The organism is Marinobacter sp. V34 (genome assembly GCF_055524115.1).
In genome coordinates, this window is record NZ_JBUPZY010000006.1 from 146,039 (window position 1) to 162,600 (window position 16,562).

14 protein-coding genes are annotated in these 16,562 nt (G+C 56.5%); 7 read left to right on the forward strand and 7 right to left on the reverse strand.

Translation table 11 applies throughout. The features are described from left to right. Positions 1 to 35 precede the first annotated feature (35 nt). Entirely contained in the window at positions 36 to 362 is a 327-nt protein-coding gene (locus AC0B60_RS11780; protein ID WP_465085997.1) for a hypothetical protein, read from the reverse strand. Between the two features lie 120 nt (positions 363 to 482). After that, positions 483 to 1,103: a pyridoxamine 5'-phosphate oxidase family protein gene (locus AC0B60_RS11785; protein WP_465085998.1), complete on the reverse strand. Its 621-nt coding sequence runs from the start codon at positions 1,101 to 1,103 to the stop codon at positions 483 to 485. 93 nt (positions 1,104 to 1,196) lie between these two features. Between AC0B60_RS11785 and pdxR the strand changes: the two genes are divergently transcribed. From pdxR to AC0B60_RS11800, 3 genes are all read left to right on the forward strand, one after another. Beyond that, a complete protein-coding gene (pdxR, locus tag AC0B60_RS11790) occupies positions 1,197 to 2,627 on the forward strand; it encodes a MocR-like pyridoxine biosynthesis transcription factor PdxR (protein ID WP_465085999.1) in 1,431 nt (476 codons plus the stop codon). Between the two features lie 41 nt (positions 2,628 to 2,668). Beyond that, positions 2,669 to 2,812, forward strand: coding sequence for a DUF3096 domain-containing protein (locus AC0B60_RS11795; RefSeq protein WP_007152669.1), 144 nt, complete (start codon positions 2,669 to 2,671; stop codon positions 2,810 to 2,812). A gap of 94 nt (positions 2,813 to 2,906) precedes the next feature. Beyond that, complete coding sequence (locus AC0B60_RS11800; RefSeq protein ID WP_465086000.1) at positions 2,907 to 5,330, forward strand: putative bifunctional diguanylate cyclase/phosphodiesterase; 2,424 nt, start codon at positions 2,907 to 2,909, stop codon at positions 5,328 to 5,330. Here AC0B60_RS11800 and AC0B60_RS11805 read toward each other — a convergent pair. Then, positions 5,311 to 7,905: an EAL domain-containing protein gene (locus AC0B60_RS11805; RefSeq protein WP_465086001.1), complete on the reverse strand. Its 2,595-nt coding sequence runs from the start codon at positions 7,903 to 7,905 to the stop codon at positions 5,311 to 5,313. The two genes, AC0B60_RS11800 and AC0B60_RS11805, sit on opposite strands and share 20 nt — an antisense overlap. Before the next feature lie 144 nt (positions 7,906 to 8,049). Further along, positions 8,050 to 8,907: a DMT family transporter gene (locus tag AC0B60_RS11810; protein WP_465086002.1), complete on the reverse strand. Its 858-nt coding sequence runs from the start codon at positions 8,905 to 8,907 to the stop codon at positions 8,050 to 8,052. Between the two features lie 122 nt (positions 8,908 to 9,029). Here AC0B60_RS11810 and AC0B60_RS11815 point away from each other — a divergent pair, with 122 nt between their 5' ends. From AC0B60_RS11815 to AC0B60_RS11825, 3 genes are all read left to right on the forward strand, one after another. Beyond that, entirely contained in the window at positions 9,030 to 9,953 is a 924-nt protein-coding gene (locus tag AC0B60_RS11815) for a helix-turn-helix domain-containing protein (RefSeq protein WP_465086003.1), read from the forward strand. Positions 9,954 to 10,088: 135 nt separating this feature from the next. Beyond that, on the forward strand, positions 10,089 to 10,832 hold the full coding sequence (locus AC0B60_RS11820; RefSeq protein WP_465086004.1) for a substrate-binding periplasmic protein: 744 nt from the start codon (positions 10,089 to 10,091) through the stop codon (positions 10,830 to 10,832). Between the two features lie 251 nt (positions 10,833 to 11,083). Further along, positions 11,084 to 12,706 (forward strand): M28 family metallopeptidase, encoded by a 1,623-nt coding sequence (locus AC0B60_RS11825; protein ID WP_465086005.1) that lies wholly within the window; start codon positions 11,084 to 11,086, stop codon positions 12,704 to 12,706. 12 nt (positions 12,707 to 12,718) lie between these two features. Here the strand turns inward: AC0B60_RS11825 and AC0B60_RS11830 are convergent, their stop codons facing one another. Beyond that, complete coding sequence (locus tag AC0B60_RS11830; protein ID WP_465086006.1) at positions 12,719 to 14,452, reverse strand: BamA/TamA family outer membrane protein; 1,734 nt, start codon at positions 14,450 to 14,452, stop codon at positions 12,719 to 12,721. A 131-nt stretch (positions 14,453 to 14,583) separates the two neighbouring features. After that, positions 14,584 to 14,958, reverse strand: coding sequence for a hypothetical protein (locus AC0B60_RS11835; RefSeq protein WP_465086007.1), 375 nt, complete (start codon positions 14,956 to 14,958; stop codon positions 14,584 to 14,586). A gap of 111 nt (positions 14,959 to 15,069) precedes the next feature. Here AC0B60_RS11835 and AC0B60_RS11840 point away from each other — a divergent pair, with 111 nt between their 5' ends. Beyond that, positions 15,070 to 15,639, forward strand: a complete 570-nt coding sequence (locus AC0B60_RS11840) for an NnrU family protein (RefSeq protein ID WP_465086008.1) — start codon at positions 15,070 to 15,072, stop codon at positions 15,637 to 15,639. 4 nt (positions 15,640 to 15,643) lie between these two features. Here AC0B60_RS11840 and AC0B60_RS11845 read toward each other — a convergent pair whose 3' ends face one another. Next, positions 15,644 to 16,537, reverse strand: a complete 894-nt coding sequence (locus AC0B60_RS11845) for a sigma-70 family RNA polymerase sigma factor (RefSeq protein ID WP_465086009.1) — start codon at positions 16,535 to 16,537, stop codon at positions 15,644 to 15,646. Positions 16,538 to 16,562 lie beyond the last annotated feature (25 nt).

A 16,562-nucleotide genomic window follows, 5' to 3' on the forward strand; every position in this document is an offset into this window, starting at 1 on the left:
GAATGGCGCACCGGTTCATCCCGGCACAGGCCGGCTTATCCAAAATAATCCTGCATCCAGTCCACCAGTGCCTGGGCACTGACCTCCGACAACGCCATGCCCTGGAACTCATCACCCACTTCATCATCGATGGTCACGAACTGATACAACAACACGCCTGGCTGGTTGTCGTGCAGGATCAACGTTATGCGGCGACGGGTGCGCAAGCAATCGATGGTCATAACATCGGCGGGAATGCCCGTATCACGCATGCCCCGGCGCACTTCCAACACCGGGTTGATGTGCTCGTGGGCGGCCTGGATGCGTGTGTGAGCATCACTGGCGATATCGGACAGGGCTTTCAGGGGATCAACATCGGACATGCATTGCTGCCTGTGTTATCTGGCAAGTAAGTGAGACGATTGAGTACACAGTTTACCTCGAATGAACCCCAATCATAACCTGCCGGCCAACGATCGGGGGCATCAACGCCTGCACTCGCCTTACGCGGGCAGCACACCGTGCCACACCGGGAGCGCCATATCCTCGGGTTCCTCTCCAGGACCGCCATCCCGGCTTTTGAAAGCGCCCTCCTCGATCGGAATCCGGAACAATGCCGTCGCCTTCCGCTCCTTTGCATTGGGGGTACGCACCTGTTCCCAACGGCCCGGTTCAATCTGATTAATGATGGCCTGGAACGCGGCGTCGAACTCACGATCATCCGACACTGGCGAGGCCCTGCCGAACAGCACCAGCGATTCATAGTTGGCACTGTGGTGGAACGCCGATTTTGTCATCACCCACTGGTTTGTCACAGCGAATGAAATGCACAACTGTTGTCCCGATGCCAGCGTCTGCGCCAACCTGCCACCGCTGAGTGTATGCAGGTAAAGATCGTCAGCAAGACGCCAGGCCGTGATCGGGATAATGCGTGGCTCACCTTCTTCAACAAAACCCACATGCGCTGTTTTTAACCGATCGATCAGGGCGTAAGCCGGCGCCCGCTCATAACTGGCTCTCCTGGCCGCGCGCTTCACCCGGCTGCGAGGACAGCAAGACAGCGGTGATGACGGCGGTGATAACGGTAGTGATAAAGGGGTATCCGTGATTTCCTTCCGAGACATCGTATGCTCCTTTTGCAAAGTACGCCTCTATTAGAAAAAACATCTGATACCATGGAAAGATCCAGATTATAGATTTCAATAGGACCAGTTAAGGTGATTGACGATATACGGTTCGAGCACACCAAACCGCTGCAAACGCAGCTTTATCAACACCTGGCCCAACGCATTATCCATCAACGTTACCCGCCGGGAAGCCAACTGCCCTCCAGCCGTCAATTGGCTGCAGACCTTGGAATCAGCCGCAACACCGTTAACGCCGTTTACGACCAACTGAAGGCTGAAGGCTTTCTGCAAAGCCAGGCTGGTCGAGGCGTATTCGTGCATGAAGACCTCAACCTGGCCATCAACCAACCCACCGGCAGAGCCACTCAAACCACAAAGGCCATGGCCTTGCCACCATTGCCGCCGGCTCCCGCTGGCCGCGTGAGGCTCGGGGAAGACGCCAATCTGCCTTTCCAGCCCGGCCTACCCGACATCGGCGCCTTTCCCATTCGCAGCTGGAACCGGATACTGCACCATCAGGAGAGCCGAAGAAGCCTTCGCGGCTATGACACAACCCAAGGCTACCAGCCATTGCGAAGGGCCATTGCCGACTATCTGAGGACCTCACGGGGTGTGCGCTGCCAGGAACGCCAGGTTATTGTCACAAATGGGGCGCAACAGGCGCTGTCGCTGATTGCAGACGTGCTGTTAAAACCCGGTGACAGAGTTTTTGTGGAGAACCCCGGCTACCGGGGCGCCCGATACGCCCTTGGCCGTCACGGCAACCCGCTGCTGCCCGTACCGCTCAAACATCAGGTGCTGGATGTCGGCATCCTGGACAGCCTTGGCGCCGCCAAACTGCTGTTCTGCACCCCGACTCACCAATACCCGATGGGCGGCATTCTTGATGTGTCACAGCGCATGGCACTTGTACAGTGGGCGCACCAAAACCAGACGTGGATCGTGGAGGACGATTACGACAGCGAATTCCATTTCTATAACAAACCCTTCGCAGCCACTCAGGGCATGTTCGATACCGCCCCTGTTCTCTATGTGGGTAGCTTCAGCAAGACGTTGTTGCCAGCCCTACGCGTCGGTTACCTGATCGTACCGGAGCCGCTCATCGATCATTTCCTCTGGGCCAAGCGTGTCAGCGGCGGAGAGACGCCCTTACTAACACAGGCAACCATCGCCGAATTCATCGAGAGCGGCCAATTCACTCGGCATCTACGCCGTATGCGTCAGCTCTATCGTGATAAATGGCATCACTTCCAGGCGCGGGTTTCGAAAAAGCTTGGCGGCAGGCTGAACCCGATAGCGGAAAGCGCCGGTATGCACTTGGTTCTGGAAGGGAACGTGGACGATCTCGCCCTGAGTCAGCAACTGAGGAACCTGGGCTTCGGCAGCACTGCCCTCAGCGAGCACTACATCGGAAAAGCCGCACAGACCGGGCTGGTGATGGGATTCGCGAGTGCGAGCGAATCACAGATCGAGGCGTGCGTGGATGCACTGTGCAGACTTACAGACTACGATGAAAGATAGCAAAAACATGCTCCAACGTACTCGACAGGGATATTACTGTTATGACACTTCACCTTGAACTGGCGCCACTGATCAGCCTGGGCGCAGGCATTGGCATACTCGTGTTTCCAAAGCTGCTTAACTACATCGTGGCGGGCTACCTGATCATCCTCGGGGTTCTGGGGTTGTTGGGGCATACATTGTAAACCGACGCCCCATCGAGAAAATCCCACCTACTGGCACTATTTGTGGTGCGCCATTTATGTTGTGGTGCACCATTTATGGAGAGTACCGGCAGCCATGCGAAGCAAAGGACAGCAACCCAGTCTTCAACGAAAATTGACCGCACTTGTGGCAGGATTGTGCCTCACGATCATCCTGACCGTGTGTTTCATGGTCGCCGTGGTGCAGGTGCAATCGGCGATCACCGCCTATACCTGGGGCGAAAGCGTCTGGTCCCGCGCACAGATCGATACTGTCCACCACCTCAACCGGTTTTCCGAGTCCGGTGATTTTTCGCACCTTGCGAAGGCGAGGCAGGCGCTGGCGGTGCCCATCGGCGATCTGCACGCCCGCGTCGCCATCACCTCCGATACGCTCGATTGGCAACGTGCCAGGCATGGTTTTCTCCAAGGGGGCAACCATGAAGAAGACCTGACCCGCATGATTCTGCTGATCCGTCTTTTTTCGTGGCTTGATCAACTGGAGCGGGCGTTAATCGCCTGGGAGGGCGCCGATGACCTGCTGTTTGAACTGGATCAGATCGGCAATGCGATGGAACGAGAGTGGCTGGCGGCACCTCCGAATCGCGAGCAACTGCAGGCCCTGCGAGACAGGCTCGCGATTGTTGACCAGCAACTTCAGGTTAATGCCCGGGAATTCCGCCTGGCCATGGGAGACGCCTCGCGCTGGTCTGCCAGCTTCCTGTCTGTTGTCAGTGCATTGTTCCTGACTCTTGTGGCGCTGCTGTCCTGGTTCCTGGGATTCCGGCTGGTGAGACTGCTCAACCGAACCGAGCAGAACTTCCGCTCGATCTTCGAACAGTCCGCCATCGGCATTATCCAGATTGATACCGATGGCCGAATTGTTAATGCCAATCAGGCGACCTGCGACATCCTTGGCTACCAGCCCGATGACCTTGTGCAGCGCCCCTACCGGGAGCTGGTCCATCCGGATGACTGGAACGTAGCCCGGGAAGAACGACGTAACATCAGCTTCGGCAATATCGACAGCTACACGACCGAGCATCGTATCGTTCGCAAAGACAATGACTTCTTGTGGGCCAGGCTCACCGTATCCCGGGTGTGGGACGCACCCAGCGCTTCGGCTTACTTCACAACGGTTATGGAAGACATTTCCGAGTCTCACCGTCTGTCGACGGAACTGAGCTACATGGCGACCCATGACAGCCTGACCGGCCTGATAAACCGAAGAGCCTTTGAGCAGCAGCTTGCCAGCCATCTCGGACACGTCCGCAACGGAGGAAAGCAACACGCCCTCTGCTATATCGACCTGGATCAGTTCAAGCTGGCGAACGACACTTCGGGCCATGATGCGGGTGACCAACTCCTGCGCCAGGTAGCGGACATCATTTCAAACAATCTGCGCGAAGCAGACATCCTGGCCAGACTGGGCGGCGACGAGTTCGGTATCATTCTTCAGAACTGCGACCTCGACACCGCCCATCATGTGGCTGAAAAGGTGCGGGCATCACTCGACCACCTGGTGTTCTCCTGGCAGCAAACCAGCCACACCATCAGTTGCAGTATTGGCGTGGTGCCGATCACCGCTGAAAGCGCAGGCATCAGCGCCCTGATGAAAGCTGCCGACATTGCCTGTTACACCGCCAAAGACAGCGGCCGCAACCGCGTGTGCGTAATGTCGATGGACGACGAGCAGATGGCCTCCCAGCAAGGCGAGATGGAATGGCACAACCGCATTCAGACCGCGCTTCAGGACAACCGTTTCTTCCTTGAATGCCAGATAATCGCCCCGCCCACTGGCCGGAGCAAGGGGTTGCGATACGAGGTTCTGATTCGCATGCGCTCACCGGACGGTTCGGTGGTACCTCCCAGCGCTTTCCTGCCCCCGGCGGAGCGCTATGGCATGGCATCGAGAATCGACCGCTGGGTTATCGAGAATGTGCTCGAAGAACTATCCGCCGCCCCAAAGCACCTTGATGCCCTGGAAGCCTGCCACATCAACCTGTCTGGTCGCTCGTTCGATCAGGCAGACTTCGCGGATTTTGTGGTCGGCAGATTCCACCATTACGGGGTTCCAGCGAACAAGATCTGCTTCGAGATTACCGAAACCGCCGCCGTCCATAACCTGCTAGAAGTCCAGGCCTTCATGAAACGGTTGAGCGATCTGGGATGCAGCTTTGCCCTGGACGACTTCGGTTCAGGGTTGTCGTCATTCGGTTACCTGCGCCGGCTGCCGGTTACCTGCCTGAAGATCGACGGGATGTTTGTTCGCGATATTGTCACCAGCAGAACGGACCTTGCAATGGTCAGGGCCATTCATGACATTGGCAGAACCATGGACATGACCACGGTGGCCGAGTACGTCGAGTCCGAAGGTGCAGCGTCACTACTGAAAGAGATCGGTGTGGACCTTATTCAGGGTTTCTGGGTCCACAAACCATGTTCGCTGGATGACATCCTGGGCACGGAGCCCAGCCGCCTCTCGGAAAAGGTTGCGCATCTTAAGGCTGATGCAACGTAGCCAGAGGATTCAGCTCCGCCGCCAGCCACTCTCTGACGCCCTTCAGCGACAATGGCCTACCGAGCCAATAACCCTGTAGCATATCGCACCCCAGTTGCTGGATTAATCGTGCTGACTGTTCGCTCTCCACACCCTCTGCAACTACTTGATAACCAAGTGTATGTGCCATATTAATCGCGGTCTGGACAATGACCTTTGCGCTGTCACTGATTGCAACATCTTCAATCAGGGAACGATCAAGCTTGATTTCAGTGGCGGGCAAACGCTTGAGATAGGACAGCGAGGAATAGCCGCTGCCAAAATCATCGATTGACACGAGAATGCCGCTTGCGGCCAATCGCTCCAGAGTCTTCAGGCCTTTATCCGGATCCTGCATCGCAGCGGTTTCAGTCAGCTCCAAAGTCAGCCGGTGCGTCTCGACGCCATGAGCGCGAAGGTTCGAGGCGATTAAACCTTCCAGATCGGGGGAAACCAGGTCACGCGCGGATATGTTGATCGAAATACTCAAATCCGGATAGTCACCCGACAAGCTGGCGAGGTCTCGAATACCCCGCTCAACGGCCCATCGTGTCAACTGCGTGATCACTCCGGTTTCCTCCGCCAGCGGGATGAAATCCGATGGAGAAACCCACCCTCGCTCCGGGTGATGCCAGCGTATGAGTGCTTCCAGCCCCACCACAGAGCCGCTAACCAGACAAAGTTTAGGCTGGTAGTAGAGTTCGGTCCGGTTCTCGTACAGCGCCTCTCTCAAGTCCGACATCAGCGTGAGGCGACTTTCGCTGTATATATCGTGCTCTTCAGTGTAGAAGCCGGTCTCAAATCGGCTATGAGGGGCGATCTCCATCCCCACATGGGCATTGCGAATCAACTGTGCGGCGTTGTCGCCATGCTCCGGATAACTGGCAGCTCCGAATTTAGGGTGTAATTCAATAGCAAGGTTGTCCAGCACTACCGGCGCTGCCAAATGTTTCAGCGCTTGGTTGAGGCTATCGAAGTCGTCATTGACCTCGCGGGTATTGACCAGCAGACCAAAGCTGTCGCCAGATATCTGATAGATCAGTTCCTGCCGCCCCCGATCGTCAGGCACCCGATGGAGAAACGGAAGCTCATTTGCCAGCGCCGTCATTTGCCTGGCCAACTGTTTTATCAACCGCTCGCTGCGGCTCAGCCCCAGTGTTCGGTTGACCTCGTCCAGGCGAGTAATACGGGCTACGCCCACCATATAACGGCCGTTGGGGTCTTGCTGCAGCTGCTCGTTCACCATGTGCTCGAAGCGGTTCCGATTGGGTAAGCCGGTCACCGGATCGTGTGTCATGGCATCGTTCAGCCGGTTCTGCGCTTCACTCCTGGCTTTTTCTTTCTGGAGATTATCGGCCTGTGCCCTTATTTTATCCTCACGCTCACGATACAGCCGGTCTGCAAGGGCCAGGGTCAGGATGAATGCCTCAAGACCGGATCCGATCTGCATCGCATGCTCAGTCAAAAAGTTCTCAGGGAAGAAGCCTAGAGCCCGTCCAGCAGTGGCCAGAACCCCAATGGTCAACGGAGTCCAGGCGACGGTGAAAAAAGCGCCGGCACGGACCCCTGCTGCCCAAGTGATAGGCCCAGCCACGAACAGCAGGGAGAAGAAGAACAGTGCCGAAACCGCAGACAGGATGATTGCCGAGTTGTAGCCCAGAGTCAGCGCCGAAATGAAGTTAAGGACTTCAAAGCCGATCATGGCACGAATGGCGATGTCCAGTTTCGGGCTATGGGACGGTATTCTCAGCAATTTACGACAAAAGAGTACTGAGAAAAGCGCCAGGACCGGCATCGACACCAGTAGCGCGCGGGCATGCACGGCGGGGTATTCGGGATAAAGAAGCTGAAAGCTGTAGCCCTTGATGGAGGCAAAAAACAATAGGTAGCCCGCAATCGCAATGGCGTAGTACAGGTAGAGTTTTTCCCGGAGGGTCAGGAAAACCGCCAGGTTGATCAGAATGATGACGGTAAGGCTACCGTAATAGAAAAAGTGCAACTTCTGTTCGTTTGAGGCCGCCCCGAAAAAATCGTTCGCCTGCCAGATCGCAAGCGGCAGGATCACTGACCCGGCCGTTTGGACACGCACGTAGACTGTTTTTGTCTGCGCCGGGCCCAGCTCAAAGCGCAGCAGCATGTTGGGGTGATCAACCTGTCGGGGATAAAACGGCCTGGCGTCACCGGTACGGAATGTCTCAACCCGTTCCCCACCGGAAAAAACGTAAAACACCACATCGTCCAATTGGGAATACGCCAGTTCCGCGATCAGGTTCAGTGTATCGGGTACCCGGTTCTCCACCGCAAATTTTATCCAGTAAGCAGAAGAGGTAATACCAAACGTCGCGTTGCCAGTTGTTTCGGTTTGCCATTGGCTATCGGGCAAACCGACAACCTGCTCAATCCCGGCCTGACCATCAGGGTCCTCCCACACATCAAAGGGAACCTCATTGGGTGAAATCGAGGTGATCGGGATCGGTCTGACATCCGCCTGCGCATAGTTCCAGGCGCACAGGAACAGCACAGTCATCAAACAACGCAGCATCGGTATCAGAGCCATAGCCAAGCAACCCACGCATTGGGCATCGAGAGCTCCTTTTGCTTCTATCGCCAGCCTTCACTCACAAGCCTAGCCCCGAATCGGTCTGGGTCGAACATTTTTCTTGTAGAAAATTGTTTATACAGCCACGCCAAGAGCCGACCGTCACTTGCGGAACAACACATAGTTTCCAAGGATAGCCAGCAGCGCCCCAAGTACTGCGGTTGTTGTCCATTCAAACCCTTCCAGCCAGGTCGATACACTCAGGGCAACCACCGGAAACAGCACCGTTGCATAGCCGGCCCTGTCGGCACCGAGGGTCTGAATCACCGTGATGTAGCAGTAGAACGCAACAATCGACCCGGGGACCGCCAGGAATACCGTGGCGCCCCAAAAGGTCGCGGATGTTGGCATCACCCACTCCACTCCCTGCAACAGACACCAGACGCCGAGAATCACGGCGCCGTATACCATGGCCCAGGCATTCGCCACCAACAGCGGTATCTGCGCCAGCCGAACCTTTATGCTGACCAGGTTCCCCATGGAAAACCAGAAAGTTCCGGCAGCCGCAAACAGGATGCTGACACCGGTAGCGTTACCAAGCTGCAAATCATGCCAGAACAGCAGCGCTACGCCAGTAATTCCCAGCGCCACAGCGGGATACAAACGGGCAGTGGGTTTTAGCCGCAACCACAGCCAGCCATTCAGGGCATTGAACAGCGCCGCTAATGAAAACACCACCGCCAGCAAACCACTGGTCATGGACTCGGCGGCACGGTATATGAGCAGGAAATTCACGCTGTACAGCGTCAGCCCCTGCAAAAAAAGCCATCCATGCTGCTTCAGCGTCAACTTCTGCAGCCGCCCAAACAATGCAAGCACCACCAGGGCCACAACAGAAGCCATCAAAAAACGATAGAACACTGAAACATCCACCGGCGCAGCCTCAACCTGCAGGCGAATGGCCGTCCAGGTCAGGCCCCAGATCAGTACCGTTAAACCGTAATGCACGGAAATCGGCATAGCTGTAATTCCCTTCTAGAAAGTAACGCGTTGGTGGATCACGTGGCCAAGCTTATGGCAGTGCGAGGGAGAAAACTTGTCAGATCCTGCGCAACCATGGATGATTCTTGCGGAGGCCCGATATGCAAACCAGCTCAGCCCAGATACCCGATTCAACGAAGAATCCCCACAGGGAACGCCGCGACATTGTGGACGCGCTGCGAGCCGCTGGCGTGGCGCCGCAAAGGCTCATCGAGCTGGACCAGGGCCGCGCCCTCGCACAGTGGCAGAACCGCAAGGGCGAAGTGCATTACGAGCGCCCGCGCCATCACGCCCTGAGCATCTACATTAACGAGGGCGACAAAGCGAGGCGGGTAGTGAACGGACGGGCCGTGAGCCAGGGATTTCCGGGGGCTGTGTGTCTGTTTCCCGCCGGCAGTCAATCCACCTGGCAAGTCGATGGCCAGTTCGAATTTTTCCACCTCTACTTCAATGACCTGGACATCGCCCGCTGCGCAGAACAGACGTGGGACTGCGAGCCGGGCCAGGTTGAACTCAGCGAACGATACCACACCCAGGACACGGTTCTGGCCCAGGCGGGCCAGTTACTGGCACTGAGTGACTGGCAGGCACCCGGCCAGTCCATGGCAATGGATCACCTGGCCCAATGGCTACTACTACAGGTGGTTAGCCGTCACTCGAACGTACAGCAGGCAACTCCCTCCGTCACCGGACAACTCACCCTGCGTTACCGCCGATTGCTACAGGAGCGTATTCACGCGCAGTTGGACCAGACGCTGACCCTCGCGGACATGGCGGGCTGGGTAAATCTAAGCCCTTACCATTTTGCCCGCCTGTTCCGCGCGACCTTCGGCTGCGCACCCTACCAATACGTTCAGGAGCAACGCCTGACCCGGGCCCGGGACCTGCTCCGCCAACCGGGGAGTAAAATCACCGCCATCGCCCTCATCTGTGGTTTCAACGACTCCAGCCAGTTCAGCCGGGCATTCAAGGCGAGGTTCGGAGAGACACCGTCCGTCTACCGTGTCCGGGTGAACGCCAGGTAGAACGCCAGCATCAGTTGTTACTTTCACTACATTGCCAAAATGTAAAGAAGAGGAATCCAGCATGCCACGCTGGATTCCTCTTCAATATCATGCCGCACTCCATAAATACCGTAACCATACATGTGGAGTGGGTTCATGAAAGGAAAATTCGGGCTGACAATGGCCCTGCTGTTAACGGCAGGTTGTGCGGCTGCCGCTGAAGAACTACGGATCTACACAGAGCAATACCCTCCTTATAACATGACCACCAATGGTCAGCCATTTGCCCATTCAGAAGCAGACATCACAGGCCTTTGTACCGATGTCGTGAAGGCACTTCTGGGTAAAGCCGAGCTGGATTACAGCATCAAGCTCCGGGACCTCAGCTATGGCCTCAACCGGGCCGAACGGCATCCTGAACACGCCATTTATTGCGTGTCCAAAACAGAAGACCGCGCGCCTTTTTTCGACTGGGTGGGCCCGCTGTCCTCCATCGAGTGGACGCTGTTCGCCAAACCCGGTTCGTCTATTGAACTGAAAAATCTGGAGAACGCCCGTAACTACCAGATCGGTGGATATAAGGGCGATGTCATGACGAACTACCTGATCGACAAGGACTTTAACGTCTCGGCGATCAGCAACAACGGCCTGAATGCACGCCGCCTGGTCCAGGATCAGATTGACCTCTGGGTGGCTGACGGTCTGGCTGGCCCATACCTGGCTGCCGATGCGTCCGATGTAACGGGGCTCGAGCGCGTTCTGGTATTCCGTGAAACGCCAATGTATCTCGCCGTCCACAAGGACACTGACCCCGAGATCCTGCAGGCTCTGAACAAGAGTTACCAGGCACTGGTTGAGTCTGGCGAAAAGGAGACGATTTCCCGCTCCTACGGATTCTGACCATCGCCGCAAAAGCATCCTCCCTATCTCCCAACGCCGACGTGATCCGAGGTCACGCCGGCGCCTCCCAAAAACCTAACGTTTTGTAATGTTTTTCGTCTGGATGGACAAAAAATCCACGACTAGTCTTGCAGTAGGCATCGAAGGAAGTAGTGATGCCCGGGTGCCTGTTTCCCATCCTTTCAGGTAGCCCTCGCTGAAAATCCGCCACAAGCGGATCTAACAACAAACTCCCAGGATTGGAGAAAAAAATGCATATCAAAACCGTAAGCCGCACCTTGGCTTTAGGATCGCTTTTCTTTGCAATAACCGCACACGCCGCTCCAGGCAAACAATCCACCGGCGATTTACTCAACGACTTCTGGAGCCCTGACCGCATCAGTCCATTCGAGTGCCGGTTTGGCATTCTCAACAGCACGCCCTTCGGCCTGCCCCGATGTATGCAGGCGAGCAACATCCAATACCATCTAGACAGGTTTTACGGCATTGCCGAGGCCAACGATGGTAATCGCGCAGCCGGCTTGTCCGGTTACCAGGCGTCAGTGGATTACGTTAGAACCACACTTGAAAGTGCAGGCTATGACGTCACCATCCAGCAGTTTCCCTTCAATGCCTTCTACCCGACCGGGGATGGTATTTTGCAAGCAACTGCGCCAACCCCTACAGACTATGTATGGGAGGAGGACTTTACCTACCTCTCGCAGACTGAACCTGGAGACGTGTCAGGCACAGCCGTCGCAGTTGATGTTCAGCTGGGCCCGGACAATACCTCTACCAGTGGCTGCGAACCTGAAGACTTTACCGGCTTCCCCGCTGGTTCTGTCGCCGTAATCCAGCGAGGCGCCTGCGCCTTCGGACAGAAAGCAACCAATGCTGCCAATGCCGGCGCCACAGGTGTGGTCATTTTCAATCAGGGCAATACGGAAGACCGTAAAGGCCTGACCAATGCCACGCTGGGCGACGACTATGCCGGCGGTATCCCTGTTGTGTTCACCACCTATGACATTGGCGCTGGCTGGGTAGACCAACCAGACCTCCAACTGCGGGTCGTGACCAACGTAGTGAGAGAGCAGACCGAAACCTCCAATGTGATTGCCCAAACGAACAGAGGTAATCCTGACAACGTGGTGATGACGGGCGCTCACCTGGACTCAGTGTTTGAAGGGGCTGGTATCAACGACAATGGCTCCGGCAGCGCTGCGCTGCTTGAACTGGCCCTGCAAATGAAACGGGCCCATCCCCGTAATCAGGTCCGCTTTGCCTGGTGGGGTGCGGAAGAGGCCGGCCTGGTTGGCTCAACGTTCTACGTTAACAGCCTTTCCCAGGAAGAGAAGGACAAGATCAAGGTCTACCTGAACTACGACATGATTGGTTCGCCCAACTTCGGCAACTTTATCTACGATGGCGATGGTTCCGACTTCGACTTGGCAGGTCCTCCCGGATCAGCAGCCACGGAGGCGTTGTTCGAGAAGTACTTCAATTTGCGTGAAATTGCCTCAGAGGGCACGGAAATCAGCTTCCGCTCAGACTACGCTCAGTTCTTCGAGGACGGCATTGCGTTTGGCGGGCTATTTACCGGTGCCGAAGTGCTGAAAACCGAAGAGCAGGCGGCCAAGTTTGGTGGCGAGGCTGGCGTTGCTTTCGACCCCTGCTATCACTCGGCCTGTGACGACATCACCAACGTTGACGAGCTCGCTCTTGAAATCAATGGCGATGCCGCTGCCTTTGTGACCAGCTGGCTATCTCTCTCAACGCGAGTGATTGACGAGGAAATCGCAGCCGCGGAAGAAGCGGAACCGACGGCTGGTGCCCGCACCCTGCAAGTGGAGCAGAAGCGAGACATTACCCACTGGGGCGACAAGTGGATCAAGTGACCTAACGGTCGCCTAGAACCGCGAACGACCCCGCAACAAGACCTGCACCTGGTCAATGCTATCGTCTCCCGTTAACGGGAAGGCGAAGTCCAGGTGCAGCATTCGCTGTACCTCTATCCGGCTTGATGCCAGCCGCAGCCCGAATCCCACATCCGTCAGTACGCCATCATCGGGCCCGTTATTGCGACCGTCATCAAACCAGGCCTTGCCTACATCAGTAAAAAGAACACCCCCTACACGGAACAGCTTGAAGGGGTGCCAGTCCGGGAAGTAGCGGCGTTCCAGTGTCCACAACGCTCTCCGGTTTCCCTGCTGATAGCTGTCAGGATAACCACGAAGGCCGTTGTCACCGCCAGTGAGCAACTGTTGGTCCACAGTCAGGTTATGGGCGGCAGTATAGGAAACATTGGTGTACCAACTGTTCCAGTCCACCGCCCCGCCGTGAAAGTACTCCAGGCTCAGGGTTCCGATAAGGTTCTCGAAACGGGCCTGATCGAATCGCCAGGTGCCGCTCTGACTGAGTCCGTAGCTGGCGTAGTTGGTGTCGCTGACCAGCAGCGCATCCCGGAAGTTCATGTTCAGTACGGCGCGATCTTCAGTCGCCCCTAGCCCTGGCGATGAGTACCCCAATTCTGTACGCCACACAAATCCGTCACGCACGTCCTCGACCCGTTGCAGACGGGTCAGATTCGTCATTTCCCGAAACCGGTTCTCGCGGTAATCAAAACCGATCCATGGGTAGCTCAGAGTGCGATTTTCAGGCAGCAGGTCCAGATTGGGCTCATCCGGTAAGCGCTCGAACGCCCGGGCATCGTATCGAAAGCCAGCGAGCAGGCTTAGCTGTCGGCCATTGCGCTCTGCCAGTCGCCAGCCTACATCAACACTGACGAAATCGCTGTCTTGTCGATAATCCGCAATTGCCTCCGCCCCCACATAGCGGGATTGTTCGCGAACGTCGTCTTCGCCACTCAGGCCAAATCGCCACTGCGCCAATTCACTGTAGAATGGTCGCTCAAGGTAGACACTGCGACCGCGTCCGTCGCTGCGTTTGTCGTAGGAAAGCCCCGAACGCCAGTGGGAGCCAAGCACGTTAGGATCGTCGAAATCGACACTGGTCTCGCTGCGGTCGGCATCTTTTTTGTGAGAAATCCCCACACTCTTGCCGGACCCCAGGAAATTCGGATCAGAAAGGCCGGCGTTGGTTTTGTTCTCGCCCCCCGTCCTGGAAGCACCAACGCTCGGCAGCAACGTCCAGGTGTCACGCGCAAGGACAGTGACCTCCAGCTCGTTCCCGCAAACTCGGGTAACACCGATCCACGCGGCCGTCAGGTACTCACGCTGGCGCAATATGCGTTCAGATTCGTCCAGCGTACCCGGTTGGAAAATATCACCTTCGTCAAACACCAGTTGAGCACGCAGGGCCGACTCCCAGGTAGGCGTGTTAAGTGCATTCAGGGACCGGTACAGAAAGTTGTCCTGATCGGGATCGCTGGTATCGAAGATTGGGCGCCGAACGATGTTTATCCGGGTAATTCGGGCATCCTTGGGAATGATCAGATCACTCTGGCGTGCCAACTGGTCTCGGGGCTGATCAAGATCAATGACCTCCGGCTGGATTTTGCTGGTAATACAGCTGTTGGTATCGATCTGCGCGAGGACACTCTGGCTGGTAGAGAGAACCCCAACAATGAAAAGGGCTCGACTTTGGAGCTGCGGGACTCTGTCAAAGCATTTGGTGCGGGTCATCGTCTGGCCACAGAACACGGAAACTCACTATAGTGTTGATATTACCCCACTATAGTGCCGTTTCAGGTTTTCGGCCGGGATACTCGTAGAAAATACCGCCCACAATTCCGGTAAGTCATTGAGTAAAATTCTTATTCAACCAACCCGGATTGCGGAACCAGGCAGCTCATCGCGGTAATGGAGACATCCCGGAATAGCTCCTCCGAGGCGATCACGCTCGGAAAACGGTCATAAACCGCACGTCGGCACGCCGATGTGCGGGTCTCGCCTTCACTGACACACGCCGAATGGGCCTCTGAGCCTGAGCCTTGTCCAATTGACTCCTCACACAACGCGGGGAGTTGGCGAACGACCCAGTCCATGGCTACGCTAAGTTCGACTGGATTAGCCGCCAAGTTTGTAAAACGGCGGGCATCCACGGGTTGTGGGCGTTCCCGGGTCTGCTCCCAAAGCACAAACAACAGGGCTGCGGAAACCAATACGACAGTGACTTTTGGAAACTTCATGGGTGCCTTTTCAATCCGGTAAAACAGGTCCCGGATGATAAACGCTTGAAGATGCCCTGTCCCGGTTTGCGCAACTATACTGTCTGGAATTTCTTAACGGAGCATTGGTATATGGCAACACTGATCGTTGGTCTGGTTCTATTTCTTGGCGTGCATTCGCTGTCCATTGTCAACGAGCCTCTACGCAATCGCCTGCAGAAATCCCTGGGCGAAGGTGCGTTCAAGGGGCTGTACTCGTTGGTCGCATTGGTCGGTCTGGTTCTGATTGTTTGGGGTTACGGCAACGCCCGTCTCGACCCGACCGTCATTTACACACCGCCAGGCTGGCTCCGGCACCTGGCCATGCTCCTTCTTATTCCGGTCTTTCCTCTACTGTTTGCTACCTATTTTCCGGGCAGCATAAAGGCAAAACTCGGGCACCCAATGCTCGTCGCGATCAAACTCTGGGCTTTGTCTCACTTACTCGCCAATGGGATGCTGCACGACCTGTTGCTGTTCGGCTCATTCCTGGCCTGGGCTGTGGTGGATCGTATTTCCATAAAACGCAGAGCCCAGCGGCCGATTGCTACCCTGCCCGCCAGCAAAGCGAACGATGCCATAGCGGTTGTTGGCGGCCTTGCGGTCTACGCAGTGTTGGTAATGTGGGCTCACCAGTGGCTCTTTGGCGTGGCACCGATGTGACACCCTAAGCAGGCGATTCTGGCAGGTAACCAGCCAAATGCCGCAGCTTATCCGGGTTACGGACGACATAGACCGACTGTACACGGCCATCCACTACATCCAGTGTCGTGATCTGTGGCAGCCCATCCTGTTCGATGGTCAACCATCCCGGCAGCCCATTTACGATAACGGGTTTAACCCACCGAGGGCCGGGCGATACGGACTTGCGGGCCACCCCTTCAAAGAAGCGGCTGATCCTGTCGGCGCCAAGGATCAGGCGCCGCGCTGCAATCCTCTTGCCGCCACCATCGGTATGCAGAGTGGCGCTCTCACTAAGTAGCGCCTTCAACGTCGCCACATCGCCACTGCGGGCCGCGTCAAAGAATCGATCCGTCAGTTGACTGTGCTCGCTTGAACTCACCTCATAACGCGGTCGCTGAGCCTGCACACGTTTCCGGGCTCGGCTTGCGAGTTGGCGGCAACTGGCTTCACTGCGTTCCAGGCTCACGGCAACCTGGCTGAAATCCAGGCCGAATACATCGTGCAACAGGAACGCAGCACGCTCCAGAGGAGATAACCGTTCCAGCGCCAACATCAGAGCAAAGGACACGTCGCTGGCAAGCGCCTCGGCGCCTGCCGGAGTACATTGAGTTTCTACTATAGGCTCCGGCAACCAGGGACCGTCATAGACTTCCCGCTGCCGTTGAGCGGCCCGGAGGCGATCAAGGCAGAGCCGACTGGTAACAGTGGTCAGGTAAGCCCGCACATCGTCGACTGACAAGTGATCAGCATCGTGCCAGCGCAGGTATGCATCCTGCACCACATCCTCTGCCTCGGTCACCGAGCCCAGCATTCGATACGCAACGCCCGTCAAGTAACGGCGCCAGTGGTCAAACTGATGCGCAGGCTGTTCATGCATGGCAATTGGTTCCTGGCGTACTCGG

Excerpts from the sequence above, each read along its gene's own strand:
- AC0B60_RS11840 (WP_465086008.1), top strand. The coding sequence starts at position 15,070 with ATGGCAACACTGATCGTTGGTCTGGTTCTATTTCTTGGCGTGCATTCG.
- AC0B60_RS11845 (WP_465086009.1), bottom strand. The coding sequence starts at position 16,537 with ATGCATGAACAGCCTGCGCATCAGTTTGACCACTGGCGCCGTTACTTG.
- AC0B60_RS11815 (WP_465086003.1), top strand. The coding sequence starts at position 9,030 with ATGCAAACCAGCTCAGCCCAGATACCCGATTCAACGAAGAATCCCCAC.
- AC0B60_RS11820 (WP_465086004.1), top strand. The coding sequence starts at position 10,089 with ATGAAAGGAAAATTCGGGCTGACAATGGCCCTGCTGTTAACGGCAGGT.
- AC0B60_RS11835 (WP_465086007.1), bottom strand. The coding sequence starts at position 14,958 with ATGAAGTTTCCAAAAGTCACTGTCGTATTGGTTTCCGCAGCCCTGTTG.
- AC0B60_RS11805 (WP_465086001.1), bottom strand. The coding sequence starts at position 7,905 with ATGGCTCTGATACCGATGCTGCGTTGTTTGATGACTGTGCTGTTCCTG.
- AC0B60_RS11830 (WP_465086006.1), bottom strand. The coding sequence starts at position 14,452 with ATGACCCGCACCAAATGCTTTGACAGAGTCCCGCAGCTCCAAAGTCGA.
- AC0B60_RS11780 (WP_465085997.1), bottom strand. The coding sequence starts at position 362 with ATGTCCGATGTTGATCCCCTGAAAGCCCTGTCCGATATCGCCAGTGAT.
- AC0B60_RS11795 (WP_007152669.1), top strand. The coding sequence starts at position 2,669 with ATGACACTTCACCTTGAACTGGCGCCACTGATCAGCCTGGGCGCAGGC.
- AC0B60_RS11785 (WP_465085998.1), bottom strand. The coding sequence starts at position 1,103 with ATGTCTCGGAAGGAAATCACGGATACCCCTTTATCACTACCGTTATCA.
- AC0B60_RS11810 (WP_465086002.1), bottom strand. The coding sequence starts at position 8,907 with ATGCCGATTTCCGTGCATTACGGTTTAACGGTACTGATCTGGGGCCTG.
- AC0B60_RS11825 (WP_465086005.1), top strand. The coding sequence starts at position 11,084 with ATGCATATCAAAACCGTAAGCCGCACCTTGGCTTTAGGATCGCTTTTC.
- AC0B60_RS11800 (WP_465086000.1), top strand. The coding sequence starts at position 2,907 with ATGCGAAGCAAAGGACAGCAACCCAGTCTTCAACGAAAATTGACCGCA.